Source organism: Pseudomonas sp. PB103 (assembly GCF_009764635.1).
GTDB lineage: Bacteria > Pseudomonadota > Gammaproteobacteria > Pseudomonadales > Pseudomonadaceae > Aquipseudomonas.
Genome location: NZ_RWIL01000086.1, coordinates 1 through 15,522 on the forward strand (window position 1 = coordinate 1; position 15,522 = coordinate 15,522).

The 15,522-nt window shown below is 59.9% G+C and carries 13 protein-coding genes; 5 read left to right on the forward strand and 8 right to left on the reverse strand.

Annotation, left to right across the window (positions count from 1 at the left end; genetic code table 11):
- Positions 1 to 171 precede the first annotated feature (171 nt).
- Both glsB and EJA70_RS15500 read left to right on the forward strand, forming a co-directional pair.
- On the forward strand, positions 172 to 1,080 hold the full coding sequence (gene glsB, locus EJA70_RS15495) for a glutaminase B (protein WP_158831801.1): 909 nt from the start codon (positions 172 to 174) through the stop codon (positions 1,078 to 1,080).
- A gap of 201 nt (positions 1,081 to 1,281) precedes the next feature.
- Entirely contained in the window at positions 1,282 to 2,784 is a 1,503-nt protein-coding gene (locus EJA70_RS15500) for an aldehyde dehydrogenase family protein (protein ID WP_158831803.1), read from the forward strand.
- Between the two features lie 118 nt (positions 2,785 to 2,902).
- Here the strand turns inward: EJA70_RS15500 and EJA70_RS15505 are convergent, their stop codons facing one another.
- Positions 2,903 to 3,562, reverse strand: coding sequence for a carbonic anhydrase (locus EJA70_RS15505; RefSeq protein ID WP_158831805.1), 660 nt, complete (start codon positions 3,560 to 3,562; stop codon positions 2,903 to 2,905).
- A gap of 61 nt (positions 3,563 to 3,623) precedes the next feature.
- Entirely contained in the window at positions 3,624 to 4,091 is a 468-nt protein-coding gene (gene cynS / locus EJA70_RS15510; RefSeq protein WP_008077320.1) for a cyanase, read from the reverse strand.
- Positions 4,092 to 4,210: 119 nt separating this feature from the next.
- On the opposite strand from cynS, the gene cynR reads away from it, so the two are divergent.
- Positions 4,211 to 5,092, forward strand: coding sequence for a transcriptional regulator CynR (gene cynR / locus EJA70_RS15515; protein ID WP_158831807.1), 882 nt, complete (start codon positions 4,211 to 4,213; stop codon positions 5,090 to 5,092).
- Positions 5,093 to 5,238: 146 nt separating this feature from the next.
- Here the strand turns inward: cynR and EJA70_RS15520 are convergent, their stop codons facing one another.
- From EJA70_RS15520 to EJA70_RS15530, 3 genes are all read right to left on the reverse strand, one after another.
- On the reverse strand, positions 5,239 to 5,568 hold the full coding sequence (locus tag EJA70_RS15520) for a hypothetical protein (protein ID WP_008077317.1): 330 nt from the start codon (positions 5,566 to 5,568) through the stop codon (positions 5,239 to 5,241).
- A gap of 509 nt (positions 5,569 to 6,077) precedes the next feature.
- The gene (locus tag EJA70_RS15525; protein ID WP_158831809.1) at positions 6,078 to 6,581 is read right to left on the reverse strand and encodes a GNAT family N-acetyltransferase; all 504 of its coding nucleotides are present in this window, start codon (positions 6,579 to 6,581) and stop codon (positions 6,078 to 6,080) included.
- Positions 6,582 to 6,757: 176 nt separating this feature from the next.
- The gene (locus tag EJA70_RS15530) at positions 6,758 to 8,689 is read right to left on the reverse strand and encodes a DNA topoisomerase III (RefSeq protein WP_158831811.1); all 1,932 of its coding nucleotides are present in this window, start codon (positions 8,687 to 8,689) and stop codon (positions 6,758 to 6,760) included.
- Positions 8,690 to 8,968: 279 nt separating this feature from the next.
- Here EJA70_RS15530 and EJA70_RS15535 point away from each other — a divergent pair, with 279 nt between their 5' ends.
- Both EJA70_RS15535 and EJA70_RS15540 read left to right on the forward strand, forming a co-directional pair.
- Entirely contained in the window at positions 8,969 to 10,378 is a 1,410-nt protein-coding gene (locus tag EJA70_RS15535) for a serralysin family metalloprotease (RefSeq protein WP_158831813.1), read from the forward strand.
- Positions 10,379 to 10,550: 172 nt separating this feature from the next.
- Positions 10,551 to 10,919 (forward strand): DUF427 domain-containing protein, encoded by a 369-nt coding sequence (locus EJA70_RS15540; RefSeq protein ID WP_158831815.1) that lies wholly within the window; start codon positions 10,551 to 10,553, stop codon positions 10,917 to 10,919.
- 21 nt (positions 10,920 to 10,940) lie between these two features.
- Here the strand turns inward: EJA70_RS15540 and EJA70_RS15545 are convergent, their stop codons facing one another.
- From EJA70_RS15545 to EJA70_RS15555, 3 genes are all read right to left on the reverse strand, one after another.
- Positions 10,941 to 11,360, reverse strand: a complete 420-nt coding sequence (locus tag EJA70_RS15545; protein WP_158831817.1) for a hypothetical protein — start codon at positions 11,358 to 11,360, stop codon at positions 10,941 to 10,943.
- A gap of 16 nt (positions 11,361 to 11,376) precedes the next feature.
- Positions 11,377 to 13,602, reverse strand: coding sequence for a C1 family peptidase (locus tag EJA70_RS15550; protein ID WP_158831819.1), 2,226 nt, complete (start codon positions 13,600 to 13,602; stop codon positions 11,377 to 11,379).
- Positions 13,603 to 13,893: 291 nt separating this feature from the next.
- Positions 13,894 to 15,516 (reverse strand): MFS transporter, encoded by a 1,623-nt coding sequence (locus EJA70_RS15555; RefSeq protein WP_158831821.1) that lies wholly within the window; start codon positions 15,514 to 15,516, stop codon positions 13,894 to 13,896.
- Positions 15,517 to 15,522 lie beyond the last annotated feature (6 nt).

A 15,522-nucleotide genomic window follows, 5' to 3' on the forward strand; every position in this document is an offset into this window, starting at 1 on the left:
AGCTGCCGAAGGCTGCGATCTTTTGATTCTGTTTTTCAAGATCAAAAGATCGCAGCCTTCGGCAGCTCCTACATTGTGCGAATCGAAGGTGGAGGTGTGATTCGGCATTGATCGGCAGCGTCTAGCCCAAGTGTCCCCGCAATCCCTTGGGGCGAGACTTCGGAACCCGGCATGCAAGCGCTGTTGAACGAGATCCTTGACGCTGTCCGGCCCCTGATCGGGCAAGGCAAGGTGGCTGACTACATTCCTGCCCTCGGCACTGTGCCGGCCAATCAACTGGGCATCGCCGTGTATGGCAACGACGGCGAAATGTACTGCGCCGGCGATGCTGAAACGCCGTTCTCGGTGCAGAGTATTTCCAAGGTGTTCAGCCTGGTGCAGGCCATTGATCATTCCGGTGAAGCGATCTGGGACCGCCTCGGTCATGAGCCGTCCGGCCAGCCGTTCAACTCGCTGGTGCAACTGGAATTCGAACGCGGTCGCCCGCGCAATCCGTTCATCAATGCCGGTGCGCTGGTGATCTGCGACATCAACCAGTCACGCTTCGCTGCGCCGACCCTGTCGATGCGCGACTTCGTGCGGCGCCTGTCGGGCAATCCGCAGATCATGATCGACGGCAAAGTCGCCGACTCCGAATACCAGCACCGTGCGCGCAATGCGGCGATGGCGTATCTGATGCAGTCGTTCGGCAACTTCCACAACGACGTCGAAGCGGTGCTGCGCAGCTACTTCAGCCACTGCGCGTTGCGCATGAACTGCATCGATCTGGCCCGGGCGTTCTGCTTTCTGGCCAACGACGGCTACTGCAAACACAGCGGTGAACAGATCCTCACGCGGCGTCAGACCCAGCAAGTCAACTCGATCATGGCCACCAGCGGCCTGTACGACGAGGCGGGCAACTTCGCTTATCGCGTCGGTCTGCCGGGCAAGAGCGGTGTTGGCGGCGGAATCGTCGCAGTGGTGCCGGGGCAGTTCAGCGTGTGCGTGTGGTCACCGGAACTCAACGCCGCCGGCAACTCGCTGGCGGGGATGGCGGCGCTGGAAATGCTCAGCTCGCGGATCGGCTGGTCGGTGTTCTGAACCAATCCCCCAAACCCCATAAATCCCTGTGGGAGCTGGCTTGCCAGCGATGAGGCCGGAACATCCAGCACGAGTATTGCCTGAACCGCCGCCATCGCTGGCAAGCCAGCTCCCACAAGGATCTTTAGTGTTCGAAGAGATGTATTTCATCGCGTAATCCGCTACATTTTCCGGCCGCTCCCTGCATGGTGAATCTGCTTCATGTCTCTTGCACTCGAACGTCTCGTCGCTGGCACGCCGATCCCTTTCGCCGGTAACCGCGTCACCGTGGTCAGCCCCGAACTGGCTGAGCGTTTTCAGCCCGGTGACCACCTGCTGGTCGAGCAGGTGAGTGGGGAACTGTTGCTGATTCCGGTGGCGGATCAACTCGCGGCGTCGGTCGCGATCGAGCGAGCGGCTGCGGCGTTTACGGCGTTGTCGGCGGTCTCGGACGAGGCGATCAGCCAGTTTTTCGACCTCTTCGCACAACGCCTGGAAACCCCGCAGTGCTGGGCGCAAATTGCCGCGGCCAACCTTGCCGACATCGAGCGGGCCAAGGCACGCGGTCGCTCGACAACGCGCCTGCTCGCCGATGAACGCATGCGCGGCGACATGATTGCCGGCCTGCGTGCCTGGCGTGATGCGGCGCCAACCCGTGGCAAGGTGATCAGCAGCGTTGAACACGATGGCTGGAAGGTTGAACAGGTCGTCTCGCCACTGGGCATCGTCGCGTTCGTCTTTGAGGGACGGCCGAATGTGTTTGCCGATGCCGCCGGTGTATTGCGCACCGGCAACACGGCGGTGCTGCGCATTGGCAGCGATGCCTTGGGCACGGCGCAGGCGATTGTCGCTCACGCACTGAATCCGGCGCTGGCCGAAGCCGGTTTGCCGGTCGGTGCAGTGTCGCTGGTCGAAAGCGTCAATCATGCCGCCGGTTGGGCGATGTTTGCCGACCGCCGCTTGTCCCTGGCGGTGGCGCGCGGGTCGGGCCGAGCCGTCAGCCAGTTGGGCAGCATCGCGCAACAGGCGGGCACTGCCGTCAGTTTGCACGGCACCGGTGGCGCGTGGTTGATCGCTGATCGCGAGGCCGACGCTACGCGTTTTGCGGCAGTGGTGCGCAACTCGCTGGATCGCAAGGTCTGCAATACCTTGAACGTTTGCCTGATTCAGCGTGATCGGGCAGATGAACTGGTGCCGCTGTTCCTTGAAGCGCTGAAGCAGGCCGGAACCGCGCGTGGCCAGGGTTGCAAACTGCACATCGTCGAAGGCAGCCAGGAATGCCTGCCGGCCGAGTGGCAGAACGCGACGGTCGAGGTTTATCGCGCCGAGGGTTATCAGACCGAAGCGCTGGCCGAACCGTTGGCGGAGTCAGCCTTGGGTCGCGAGTGGGAATGGGAGGAAACCCCGGAGGTCAGCCTGATGATCGTTGACGATCTGGATCAGGCGATCGTGCTGTTCAACCGTTACAGCCCGCAATTCACCGTGTCGCTGATCAGTGAAAATGCCGCCGTTCAGGAGCGTTTCTATAACGCGGTCAACGCGCCGTTTGTGGGCAACGGCATCACGCGTTGGGTCGATGGGCAGTACGCGCTGAACAAGCCGGAACTGGGTCTTTCGAACTGGGAGAGCGGGCGGTTGTTTGCGCGCAGTGCGATTCTTTCGGGTGACGGCGTGTTCACCGTTCGTAGCCGCATGAGCCAGATCGACCTCAGCGTAAAACGCTGATACCCGACAACACAGACCCCCTCACTGTAGGAGCTGCCGAAGGCTGCGATCTTTTGATCTTGTTTTTTAGGGGCAAGATCAAAAGATCGCAGCCTTCGGCAGCTCCTACAGGGGTGTTTCAGGCTGCGTCAGCGCTGTTTGCGTAAACTGCACATGTCGCCGGTTGCTCCGCCAACGGCACAAACGTGCGCCGATCCGACGACAGCGCATCGATCGATCCGGTCTCGATGTCATACACCCAGCCATGCAGGTTCAGCAGGCCTTTTTCCTGGGCCAGGCGCACGCTCGGGTGGGTCTGGATATTCGCCAGTTGCGCGATCACGTTCTCGCGCACCATCGAACTCAATTTCGCCGCGTCATTGGCGTGTGCTCGCGCTTCATTCACCACTTTCGCCGACTCGGCGTGTTGCAGCCAGCCGCTGACGGCGGGCAGGTGGTCCATGCACTTGCACTGGGCGATGGCGGTCATTGCGCCGCAATCGGAATGCCCGCAAATCACAATGTCGCTCACCCCAAGTACCGCCACTGCGTATTCAACTGTCGCTGAAACTCCGCCCGGATGCGGGCTGTAGGACGGCACGATATTGCCAGCGTTGCGGATCACGAACAGCTCGCCGGGCTCTTGTTGGGTCAACAGTTCCGGGACTACACGGCTGTCGGAACAGGTGATGAACAAGGTGCCGGGCTGTTGCGTCGTCGCCAGGTGTTTGAACAACTCGGTGCGTTGCGGGAAGGCTTCGTTCTGAAATTTCAGGAAGCCGTCGATCAGGGCTTTCATGTGCGTGTCCTCTTGCAGGGAGATCGGGAAGGCCCGCACGCGAGGTGCGGGCCGGGGCACATCAGAACGGACGCAGGGGCAGGAACTTGCCGTCGAGGGTAACCACGGCGCGGGAACCACCTTCCGGGTCTTCGACTTTCTTGATGTCGAGCTTGAAGTTGATCGCACTGATGATGCCGTCGCCGAACTGCTCGTGAACCAGCGCTTTGAGGGTGGTGCCGTAGATCTGGATCATCTCGTGGAAGCGGTAGATGGTCGGATCGGTCGGCACACCGCTGAGGCTGCCACGCAGGGGAATGATCTGCATCGCGGCGACGTCTTCAGCGCTCAGTTCCAGCTTGTCGCCGACGACCTGGGCGGCGTTTTCCGGCAACGGGTGCTGGCCGAGCAGGGCGGCGGTAACGTAGGCCAGGCTAAGGCCGGTGCCGTCGGCGAGGTCCTGCCACGACAGGTCTTTGCCTGCCTTGGCGTCGAGAATGCGGGTGGTCAGGGCCAGGCTGGTGTCGTTGTAGGCGTGGGACTGTTGCATGTGTCACTCCTTTCAGGGGTTGGCTTGCTGTGTGGAGCAATCTTCGGCTGATTGATCCATAGCGTCCAAGACCGATATACAATGCGCGGCATAAGTCCTGCCTATGGATTGAGCGCCCTATGCTATTGCGACATTTGCGTTATCTGTTGGCCGTTGCCGATCACGGCGGCTTCACCCGCGCGGCCGAGGCGCTTCACGTGTCGCAGCCGACCCTGTCGCAGCAGATCCGCCAACTGGAAGAAACCCTCGGGGTGAGTCTGTTTGACCGGACGTCGCGCTCGGTCAAACCCACTGACGCTGGCCAGGCTTACATCGAATGCGCGCGGCGGGTGTTGGTGGAGCTGGAGGCGGGCCAGCGGGCGTTGCATGACGTGAAGGATCTGTCGCGCGGCAGCTTGCGCCTGGCGATGACGCCAACGTTCATGGCGTACCTGGTCGGGCCGTTGGTGCGCGACTTTACCGCGCGGTATCCGGGGATCCATTTGCAGATTTTCGAGTTGTCGATGGACGACATCGAGGCAGGGTTGGCGGATGACTCGCTGGATGTTGCGATTGCGTTTACGCCAGTGCGCAGTCCGGAGATCGAGTGTATTCCGGCGTTTACCGAAACACTGGGGATCATGGTCGGGCGTGAGCATCCGTTGTATGAGAGCACTGCGGTGCTGGCGGCGGATGACATCGCGCAGCTGGATTTCGCTTTGCTGGCGCCGGATTTCATCACGCGGTTATCGGTGGATGAGTATTTTCGTCAGCACGGGATCACGCCCAAGGTCCGCATCGAGGTGAACTCGGTGAGCACGTTGCTGGAGGTGGTTCGGCATTCGCCGATGGCGACGATGCTGCCGCAGGCGATTGCCACTGAAGAGCGGGTGCTGCGTCGATTGCAGGTCGACAGCGAATCACCGCAACGCGGGGCGGCATTGTTAAGACGCAAGCACAACTACCACAGCGCCGCGGCCGTGGCCTTCACCAAACTGATCCTGAACCCTCAACCCCTGTAGGAGCTGCCGAAGGCTGCGATCTTTTGATCTGGTTTTTTAGGGGCAAGATCAAAGGATCGCAGCCTTCGGCAGCTCCTACAGGGTGATCAATAAAAAGGGCCTGTTCCTTGGCAGGAACAGGCCCTTTTGATTATTGAAGGAGTGACTCAGCAGAACCGATCAATCACCCGAACTTCGTTTTTGTTCTGCAGCGAGTCCCACGCCTGTTTCAGCGTTTGCAGAACATTACCGATGAAGTCCTTGTCGGCGGCGGCTTTTTTGCCGACATAGCCGTGGCCGCGACGATACATCTTCAGGCGGGCCGCCAGGTTCTGGTTGTTCTGGTCGAACTCTTCTTCACCAGCATGCGGCGACAGGCAGTCGATATGCACCTGCCCCGACTTGCTGATCCACAGAATGTGGCTGTCGTGGCTGTCTTTTTGCGCAGCGAACATACGAGCCAGTTCTTCGATAGTTGGTTGATTGTTCAGATTCATGATTATGCCCCTTGACCAGTTTGGTGATCTTTCAAAGTTGATTCGCTAATACAGGTAGCCCATCGGTTAGTTGATCCCTGGCACCGAAACCAGGACGTCAGCGCTCGCCCGTTGAAGTACGGGGTCATGCCTCTGTTGCATGTAGTCGTGTTGAATAACTGCTACGCAATAGCGTCACAACGAAGAGAAGCAGCGAAAACCGGGAGGCTTCTTGACGACATTTACCGTGTCGACCACAAGCGTCTTGAGAATTTTCGCCAGCGCTTCTCGTCCTTGTACTGGACGTTCAGGCCAGGTCAGCTTCTTCAATCTGCCTTGTGGGCAGCGTGTATCCGGAAAAAACAACTCGGCGGTCAGACGAGTTTGCTCAAGCGTGTTACCCGTGTTCCCGATCGGGGAACGTCTTCATCATGCAAAAGCAAAACGACGCCGTCAACGGTTTTGTAGTGATTATTTTTGAGCACTACATATTGTCGGACAAAGCTGTTTTGGAATGAGAAAGGATCCGTTCAGGCAACGGAAAAAGGCGTACGCAAGCCGTAGAAGGTGCACGGATAACCGTCCACTTCACGCTGCTGCCGGGTGAATTCGCCGCCGCTCAATGCCGGGATCAGCCCGGCCCAGAAGCACCGGGCCGGCAGGTTGGCGTCGATATGGAAAATTTGCCATTGACCGGGGAGGCGGCTCAAGAGGGTGGAGACGACAAACTGGGCGACACCTTGGCCACGAAAACGCCGCGTGAGGAAGAAGTAGCCGATGTTGTGCTCGGCGCCGGCCATGTGCGTTTCGGTGTCGACGGTCACGAACCCGGCGAGTTCGTCATCGACGCGGATCAGAAAGGGTTGCGTGCCTGGGTGGCGCCAGTAGTCGAGCTTCGGCTGGATGGAAAAGAAACCATGGTCGGCGAGTTTCAGTGGTAGCCACTCGCTGAAATCGTACATGTAGAACTGCAAGAGGTTTTCGAGGGTATCGAGTTCGTCACGTTGGGCGGGGTGCAGTTCAATGGTTGGCATGGGGCGTTCACTCCCGGCGATATGACTCCTGACACAGTAGTCTGGATTGAACCCAATACCTGTGGTGAGGGGATTTATCCCCGATGGGTTGCGAAGCAGCCCCTCTTTTGACTTTAAAAAAGCAGGGGACTGCTGCGCAGTCCATCGGGGATAAATCCCCTCACCACAGGGGGATGTTATTTGGTGCTGGTTTTGGCTGTGCGCTTGGTTGGGCTGCGCGTTGATTTGCGTTTTTTCTTCCACGGGGTCGCCGCTTTGCCGGCAGGGGGCGGGCCGCTGATGGTCAGGCTCAGGGCGGAGCAGCGGGTCACTTGCTTGCTCATCCACGCTGCCTGTTTGGTGACGAATTCTTCCAGGCTCATTTCGCCACTCTGCACCATGTCCAGCGCCTGTTCCCAGATCGCCGTGGTGCCGGGGTCGGCAATCGCGCGGGGCACGGCGTCGATCAGACTGAACGCGGCCGGTGTAGCGGCGAGTGCCTTGCCGTTTTTCAGCAGATAGCCGCGATCCAGCAAACCCTGAATGATCGAGGCGCGGGTGGCCTCGGTGCCGATCCCGGTGGTGTCCTTGAGCTTCTGTTTCAGCAGCGGGTCTTCCACCAGTTTGGCGACGTTTTTCATCGCCTTGATCAGATCACCTTCCGTGTAGGGTTTGGGCGGTTGCGTCCACAGATCCTTGAGTCTTACGTCGGCGATGGCGCATTCGACGCCCTGGCTGAGTGCCGGCAGGGTTTGCGGTGCTGGGGCTTCGCGGCCCTTGGCCGGCGCCAGCGCTTCGGGCAGGGCGCGTTTCCAGCCGGGCTCGATGATTTGTTTGCCGACAGCGCGCAACGCTTCACCATTGCAATCGAAGTCGGCCTGGGTGCGATCGTATTCATGATTGGGCAGAAACTGCGCCAGATAGCGCGCGCGGATCAGCGTGTAGACCGCGCGGTGCTTGCCGCTCAGTCGCTCAAGGTTTTTCGCCGCAGCGGTAGGGATGATGCCGTGGTGAGCGCTGACCTTGGCATCGTTCCAGGCGCGAGACTTGCGTTGCGGTTCAAGAAAACCGTTCAACGCTTCCAGGCTCGGATCGGCCTGGCGCAACGCCGCGAGAATCGCCGGCGCCTCGCTGTGCTGGCTCAGCGGCAGATAACCGCAATCGCTGCGCGGGTAGGTGACGACTTTGTAGGTTTCATACAGCGCCTGGGCGATGTCGAGGGTTTCCTGCGCACCGAGGCCGAGCTTCTTCGAACAGACTTCCTGCAACGTGCCGAGATCGAAGGGCAGCGGCGCCACTTCGCGCATGCGTTCGGTTTTCAGCTTGATGACTCGTGCGCTGGCAGCGCTGCCGATCGCTGCCGCGGCCTGTTGCGCCAGTGCCTGATTCAGACAGCGATCCTGATCGTCACAGGCATCCGACGGCGCCCGCCACTGCGCCATGAACGCTGTGCCGCTGTGCAGCAGTTGTACATCGATTGCCCAATACGCCACCGGCACGAAGTCGGCGATGCTGCGATCACGATCCACCACCAGCCGCAGGGTCGGCGTCTGTACTCGGCCCACGGGCAGCACGCCCTGATAGCCGGATTGCCGGCCGAGCAGGGTGAACAGGCGACTCATGTTCATCCCGATCAGCCAGTCTGCCCGCGAGCGACCGAGCGCCGAGTGATACAGGCTGAAGGTCTCTGCCCCCGGTTTCAGGGCGGCCAATGCCTTGCGAATTGAGGCTTCGTCCAGCGCCGACAGCCACAGACGGCGGATCGGCCCGCGATAACGGCAGTGCTCGACCAGTTCCCGGGCGATCATTTCGCCCTCACGGTCGGCGTCGGTGGCGATGATCAGTTCGCTGGCCTCGCCGAGCAGGCGTTTCACCGCTTTGTACTGGCTGGCCGTGCGCGGCTTGACGGTCATTTTCCATTTGTCCGGAATGATCGGCAGATCTGCCAAAACCCAGCGCTTGTAGCGGGCATCGTAGGCATCCGGCGGCGCGGTTTCGAGTAAGTGGCCGATGCACCAGGTCACCGTGACGTCTGTTCCCAGCCAGCAGCCATCGCCCCGGCGCTTGGCACCGAGGACGGCCGCAATGTCTTTGGCCTGGGAAGGTTTTTCACAGAGATACAGCCGCATAACCACCATCGTCGATCAAGGTCGGAACAGGCGCACAGAATGGCCGGACTTGGCGTCAGGGGCAACTTTTATCTGTATGGATATACAGATAAAAAGCATTGCCGCAAGTGACGGGCAATCCCGGGACGGCATACGGCACTATCGAGAAATTGATTAGCGCCGTGGTGTGGGCGTGTGTCAGGTTCCCAGCGTCTCAACAACGCGCGCGACAGGACGGTCTCGCCAGGAGATCGCCGTAGTCTGTCGGACACTGACTACTTTGAAACAAGGACGTACACCATGCCTCAAGCATCCTCCAGCGCCAGCACGGCGTTCAGCGCCGTCGACACCTTCAGCCACCTCTACGACCGTGGTGGTGACGCGTTGGTCAACGGCAAACCGTCGTTCACCGCCGACCAGGCCGCTGACGAAATCCTGCGCAAGGGCCTGTCGTGGGGCGATAAAAACGCCGACGGCAAAATCGACCTCAGCTACAACTTCCTCAGCGAAAAACCGGCGAACTACAACGCCAAGCTGGGCAACTTCAGCGAATTCAGCGCTCAGCAAAAGGCGCAAGCCGTGCTGGCCATGCAGTCCTGGGCCGACGTTGCCAACGTCACGTTCAGCGAAGGCAAGGGCGGTGACGGTCACATGACCTTCGGCAACTACGACGTCAGTACCGGCGGCGCCGCGTTTGCCTACCTGCCGAGCGGCGGCAGTTACGACGGCCAGTCGTGGTACCTGATCAACAATCAATATCAGGTCAACAAGACCCCGGACACCAACAACTACGGGCGCCAGACCCTGACCCACGAAATCGGGCACACCCTCGGCCTGTCACACCCGGGCGCCTACAACGCCGGCAATGGTAACCCGACCTACGGCGACGCCAAATACGCCGAAGACACCCGTGGCTACAGCCTGATGAGCTACTGGAGTGAAACCAACACCGGCCAGGATTTCAGCAAGGACGGCAGCGGTGCCTATGCTTCGGCGCCTTTGCTGGACGACATTGTGGCGGTGCAAAAGCTGTATGGCGCCAATTATGAAACCCGCGCCGGTGACACCACCTACGGCTTCAGCTCCAACGCCGAGCGTGATTTCTACAGCGCGACTTCGGCATCGTCGAAAGTGGTATTTTCGGTGTGGGACGGCGGTGGCAATGACACGCTGAACTTCTCCGGCTTCAACCAGAATCAGAAGATCAACCTCAACGAAGGTTCGTTTTCCGATGTCGGCGGCATGGTCGGCAACGTTTCGATCGCGCATGGCGTGACCGTGGAAAACGCCATTGGCGGCGCGGGCAATGACTTGCTGATCGGCAACGCGGCGGTCAATGTCCTGTTCGGCGGTGCCGGCAACGACATTCTCTACGGCGGCGCTGGCGGTGACACATTGTGGGGCGGCGAGGGTGCCGATACGTTCGTGTTCGGCGCGGCCAGCGATTCGACCAATAACCAGCCTGACTGGATCATGGATTTCAAAAGTGGTCTGGACAAGATCGACCTGTCGGGCATTGCCGGGTTCGCGTCGGGCGCGGCGTCGTTGAATTTTGTCAGCCACTTCACCGGGCATGCCGGCGATGCGATCCTGACGTACTACGGACAAAGCGATCAGACCACGTTGCTGGTTGACCTTACGGGGCAGGGTGCGATTGATTTTGCCGTGGGTGTCGTGGGGCAGGCGTTGGCGAGCGATATCGTCGCCTGATCTGACGCACCGGGCATCGGTTGTAGCTGTGTGGTGAGGGGATCAATCCCCTCACCACACAGCTAACGTCGTGCAGCGTATTGCTTGATAGCCGTTCGGCTGCGAATCCGGCGCGATTGGCAACCATGAGTTATACCTGAACCGGTCTCTTCGCCGTCTCCAGGAGAACCCCATGAAAAGCTCCGGCCCCAGCCCAGTCATCAACCTCGAACAACTCGCCGGCTGCCTGCTGGTGAAGTTTCACGGCATTCAGGTCGCTGCCTCCTCCCATGCGCTGATCCTCAACGAAGCCAACTACCCGCCGGTCTATTACGTCCCTCGCGAAGACATCGACGAGAAGTACTTCGCCCGCACCGACCACACCAGTTACTGCCCGTACAAGGGCGACGCCAACTACTTCAGCCTGCAAGTGCCGGGGCACGAAGGGGCGAACGCGGTGTGGACTTACGAAAATCCGAAAGTGTCGGTCAAAGACATACAGAACTACGTGGCGTTTTACCCGGACCAAGTGAAATTCGAGGTCATAAAAGCTGAGTCATAGGCCATAGCACGCGAAACGGAGTCAGCTCCAGACCTGCAGCGTGATAGCCCCATGATTGTTGCAATACAGCAGCCGCACATCATTGGCAAAACACCTGAGCTGCCCGCTGGCCGGCGCCACCCAACCTGCCGGCCAGCGCGAGCCGTCGCCAATGGCGAAGTAGCTCTGGCGGTCTTTGTCGATTGCACCGATCAGTGTGAACCACTCGGCATCGGCGGCCTTGCAGCGGATGAGGCGTTTGAACGGCGCAAGTTTTGGTACCGCCGCGCCATTGACGTCATGGAGTTCGTTCCAGTCGCGCCAATGGCCACTGGCACGAAAAAAGTAGCGTTGCCCGGCCGTGAGCATGACTGCAGTCGGGCACCAAGGGTCGTCGGCCTGGATCTCTACGCTGCACAGCAATGTTTGCGCGCCCGCCGGAGCGACGACTGAAAGTGGCATGAGCAATCTCCGTGACTCAGTAATTCAAATCGATGAGGCGCTGATCCAGATCGGCGTTGGGGCCCAACCTGAGAATCGTCTTGAGAGTCAGCGTCATCGCTTTCAAGTCATTGTCGAATCCGCCATGTGAAGTATCACGGCTGACGCCCGGCCCATAGGTCATTTGCGCATCGTTGTAGATGTGCAGTGTGGCTGCGCGCGGGTGCGTCAGGCTTTTGCCGGTCGAGGCGAAACCGCTGGGGATTTTTTTGTCCCAGTAGAAGTTGTTCCACTCGACGGTCATGTTCTGCGCGGCCACGCTCCATTCGCTGAGCTTGGGGTTGCTGAAGTCCTGATAAATGCCGTCCAGGCTTTTGGCCATGCCCAGTAGCGGCATTTTATGCAGCTCTTCGTAGGCGCGGGAGACCAGGTAAAGCAACGATTTTCGGTAGACACCGGCGACGTTGTCACTCTGTTCGCGGTTGTCGGACATGATATGCAGATGAAAGTCGTCGCGTTTCAGTCCGCCCTTTTCTATGACCTGGCGGTAGGTCTGGTTGGCGAAATCGAGGGTACACGCCGGCGCCAGCAGTGTTGAAGTGGCAATCGGCAGGCCTCTATTCCAGAGCAGTTGAATCAGGTGACCATTCATCAGCGAACCTGCCGAGTGGCCGATCAGGTGCAGTTCTACATTGGCGGTGCCCATGGCGCCCACCAGTTTTTCCAGGTTGTCGGTGATCTCCAGCAGACCGCGCGGTGTGTACCCCGGAATCGAGGCTGCCAGTGCGTTCTGTTTCATTTGTCGCCACTGCGCGCCACCGGGCTGCTGGGTAATCACCTCCACCCCACGGTCCCACGCCTCGGTGGCTTTGTCCTTGAGCTCTTTTAACGTGTCGAGGAAGCTGCCGGCGTCCAGTGATTGAACGGCATATTTATCTTTGACGATGTCGATGAAAGTTTCCACGACCCCCGTGCGCCAAGTGATGAATAACGGATACACACCGTTTTCAAGAAAGTACGGCGCCATTGCACAAATGCGCTTGATCGACGCTTTTTCGGAATTAAGCCCTCCGTGGGAGAACACCGCGATCCGCAGTACTTTGGGCTTTTTCCCGGCTGGAAGGTTGTTGTACCAGGCCTGAGGGGCCTCAAACACGATGCGCGCCACACTTGCGCGCACATCTTTTACCGCGACGAGACGAGGACCGATGCTGCCGTCGTTTTCAAAAACCACGGTCAATCCGTAGGCGTCATCCGGCTTCAGTGGCAATGGGCCCTTGCGATCGGGGGTGGGCGAGTCGGCGGAAAACAGCGAAAAGCCTTCGCGTTTGGCGCTGGACGTCAGCAAGGCATCGCGAAACGCAGACTGCGCCCCATCTGCTCCTTTCGACGGCCGAGTATTGCGCGAAACGGTGCCATGTTTGATCGGCACGCCGAGCCCCACGGTCCAGGCGTCGGTGCCATTGGCCAGCCAGTCTTCATAGGTCAGGATCGCGAATCCTGAGTAGCCCCAGTCGGTGGACCAGGAGTTCTGCACGATAAAGCCTTCGTGGGTATAACCGAGCAGGGCGAACGCATGCCCCCCTTCGGCCTTTTGATGCAACTTGATCACCGGCAATTGCGCGGTGCTCTGGAATGCTCGGGCACCGGGTTTGCCTTTGGTCTTTAGATTCCAGCCCTGATGGACATTGGCTGAAACGTACAGCGCGCCGGTTTCACAGAGCGCCGCCATCATTGCGGTGATGTCGTCTTTTTCAACACGGTAGTAAACGCCCAAGGGGCGAGTGATAGCGTCTTCGGCCCATTGCGCCGAGGGCTCCTCAAAGTCCGGCACCGAGCCGTCGGCGGCGACGGTATAGGGCCACAGGCTTTTCTCGCAGACGCCGTGCTTGTGCCAGCCCTTTAACGCGCCCCGGCAACTGGAACCTGTGTAATCCTCGCCGGGCCATTCGTCGTACAGCTTGGCCAGATGGTAGAGCTGGCGCGGGCTGGTTTGCACCGATTCGGCATCCCGGCGCCACAACAGATAGTTCACCACCGCCGAGAGCCCGAAACCGGTGCAGGCGCCTTCACTGCCTTGAAACTGCACCATGCCCCGGCCCAGGTAATCCGCCCATTTACCGGTGATGTCCTGATCGGAGGGGAACGACGCTGGAAGCGACTGCACGCGGGGGGTGAATACCCGGTCGCGTAGGTCCAGACGGTCCGGGCGAGCATCCAGGGTGATGGTGGTTTGAGCGAGGGAGAATTGCGACGCAGGCATGGGAGAATCCTCAGTCCGAGAGGTTCAGTTGCCCCACGCCACGAACGCTTTTCTGCGTCGCGGGGTTTCAAGTGTGTGAATGATCGTAGACGAGATTTGGCGGGGTGGGCGGGATGAGGGATCTGTGGCGAGGGGATTTATCCCCGTTGGGCTGCGCAGCGGCCCTGATGGCTGCAACCTTGGTGTGTCTGACTCGCCAAGGTTGCAGGGTTGGGGGCTGCTGCGCAGCCCATCGGGGATAAATCCCCTCGCCACAGGGGGGGGTAAGCAGGCAGTTCTTTTCGGCTAGGCTCAGTTTTTGTCGAGGTCGATGTTTTTGGTTTCGCGCAGGCAGATCATTCCGACGACCAGGCTCACCCCGGTAATCAGCACCGGGTACCACAGCCCATAGAAGATGTCCCCGGTGTACACCACCAAGGCAAACGACACCGTCGGCAGGAAACCGCCAAACCAGCCGTTGCCGATGTGGTACGGCAGCGACATCGAGGTGTAGCGAATCCGCGTCGGAAACAGCTCCACCATCAGCGCTGCCAGAGGCCCGTAGCACATGGCCGAAATGATGATCAGCGCGACGATCAGCGCGACAATCATCGGCTTGTTGATCTGCTGCATATCCGCCTGTTGCGGGTAGCCGGCGAGGGTAATCGCACCGCGCAGGGCTGCTTCGTCGTAGCCGTCGAGTTTGACGTCGCCGACACTCACTTGCACGGCGCTGCCAGCAGGCGCAGCGGCGCTGGAGTAAGGCAGGCCTTGCTTGACCAGGAAGGTCTTGACCTTGTCGCACGGGCTGTCGAATTTGGCCTTGCCCACCGGGTCGAACTGGAAGGTGCAGGTCGCCGGATCCGCCAACACGGTGATCGGCGCCTGACGGCTGGCCTGATCGATTGCCGGGTTCGCATAGTGCGCCAGCGATTTGAAAATCGGAAAGTACAGCGCCGTCGCCAGCAGCAAGCCGAGCATCAGCACCGGTTTGCGCCCGACCTTGTCCGACAGCCAGCCGAAAATGATGAAGAACGGCGCACCGATCACCACGCTGATGATCAGCAAGGTGTTGGCCACCGCCGGGTCCATTTTCAGGAACTGGGTGAGGAAGAACAGCACGTAGAACTGCGCCGCGTAGAAAGTCACCGCTTGCCCGGCGTTGATGCTGAACAGGGCGATCAGCACGACCTTGAGGTTTTCCCATTTGCCGAACGATTCGCGGATCGGCGCCTTCGAGGTTTTGCCTTCCTCTTTCATTTTCAGATAGGCCGGCGACTCGTGCAGGCTCAGGCGAATCCAGGTGGAAATGCCCAGCAGCACGATCGACAGCAGGAACGGAATGCGCCAGCCCCAGACTTCAAACTGGTCACCGGTGAAGTAACGGCAACCGAGCACCACCAGCAGCGAGAGCAGCAGGCCGAGGGTCGCGGTGGACTGAATCCAGCTGGTGTGAAAGCCGCGCTTGCCGATTGGCGCGTGCTCCGCCACGTAGGTCGCCGCGCCGCCGTATTCACCGCCGAGCGCCAGGCCTTGAAGCATGCGCAGCACCACGAGGATGATCGGTGCGGCGATGCCGATGCTGGCGTAAGTCGGCAGCAGGCCGACGCAGAACGTCGCGATGCCCATCAAAATGATCGTCGCGAGGAAGGTGTATTTGCGCCCGATCATGTCCCCCAACCGACCAAACACCAGCGCCCCGAACGGCCGCACGATAAAGCCTGCGGCGAAGGCCATCAGCGCAAAGATGAACGCCGTGGTGTCGTTGACCCCGGCGAAAAACTGCTTGCTGATCACCGCCGCGAGGGCGCCGTAGAGGAAAAAGTCATACCACTCGAACACCGTCCCCAGTGATGAGGCGAAGATGACTTTCTGCGTGGCATTGCTGGTACTGGCGCTGCTCGCAGCGTCCAGCGGTTGAGCGTGTTCTGACATATCGGT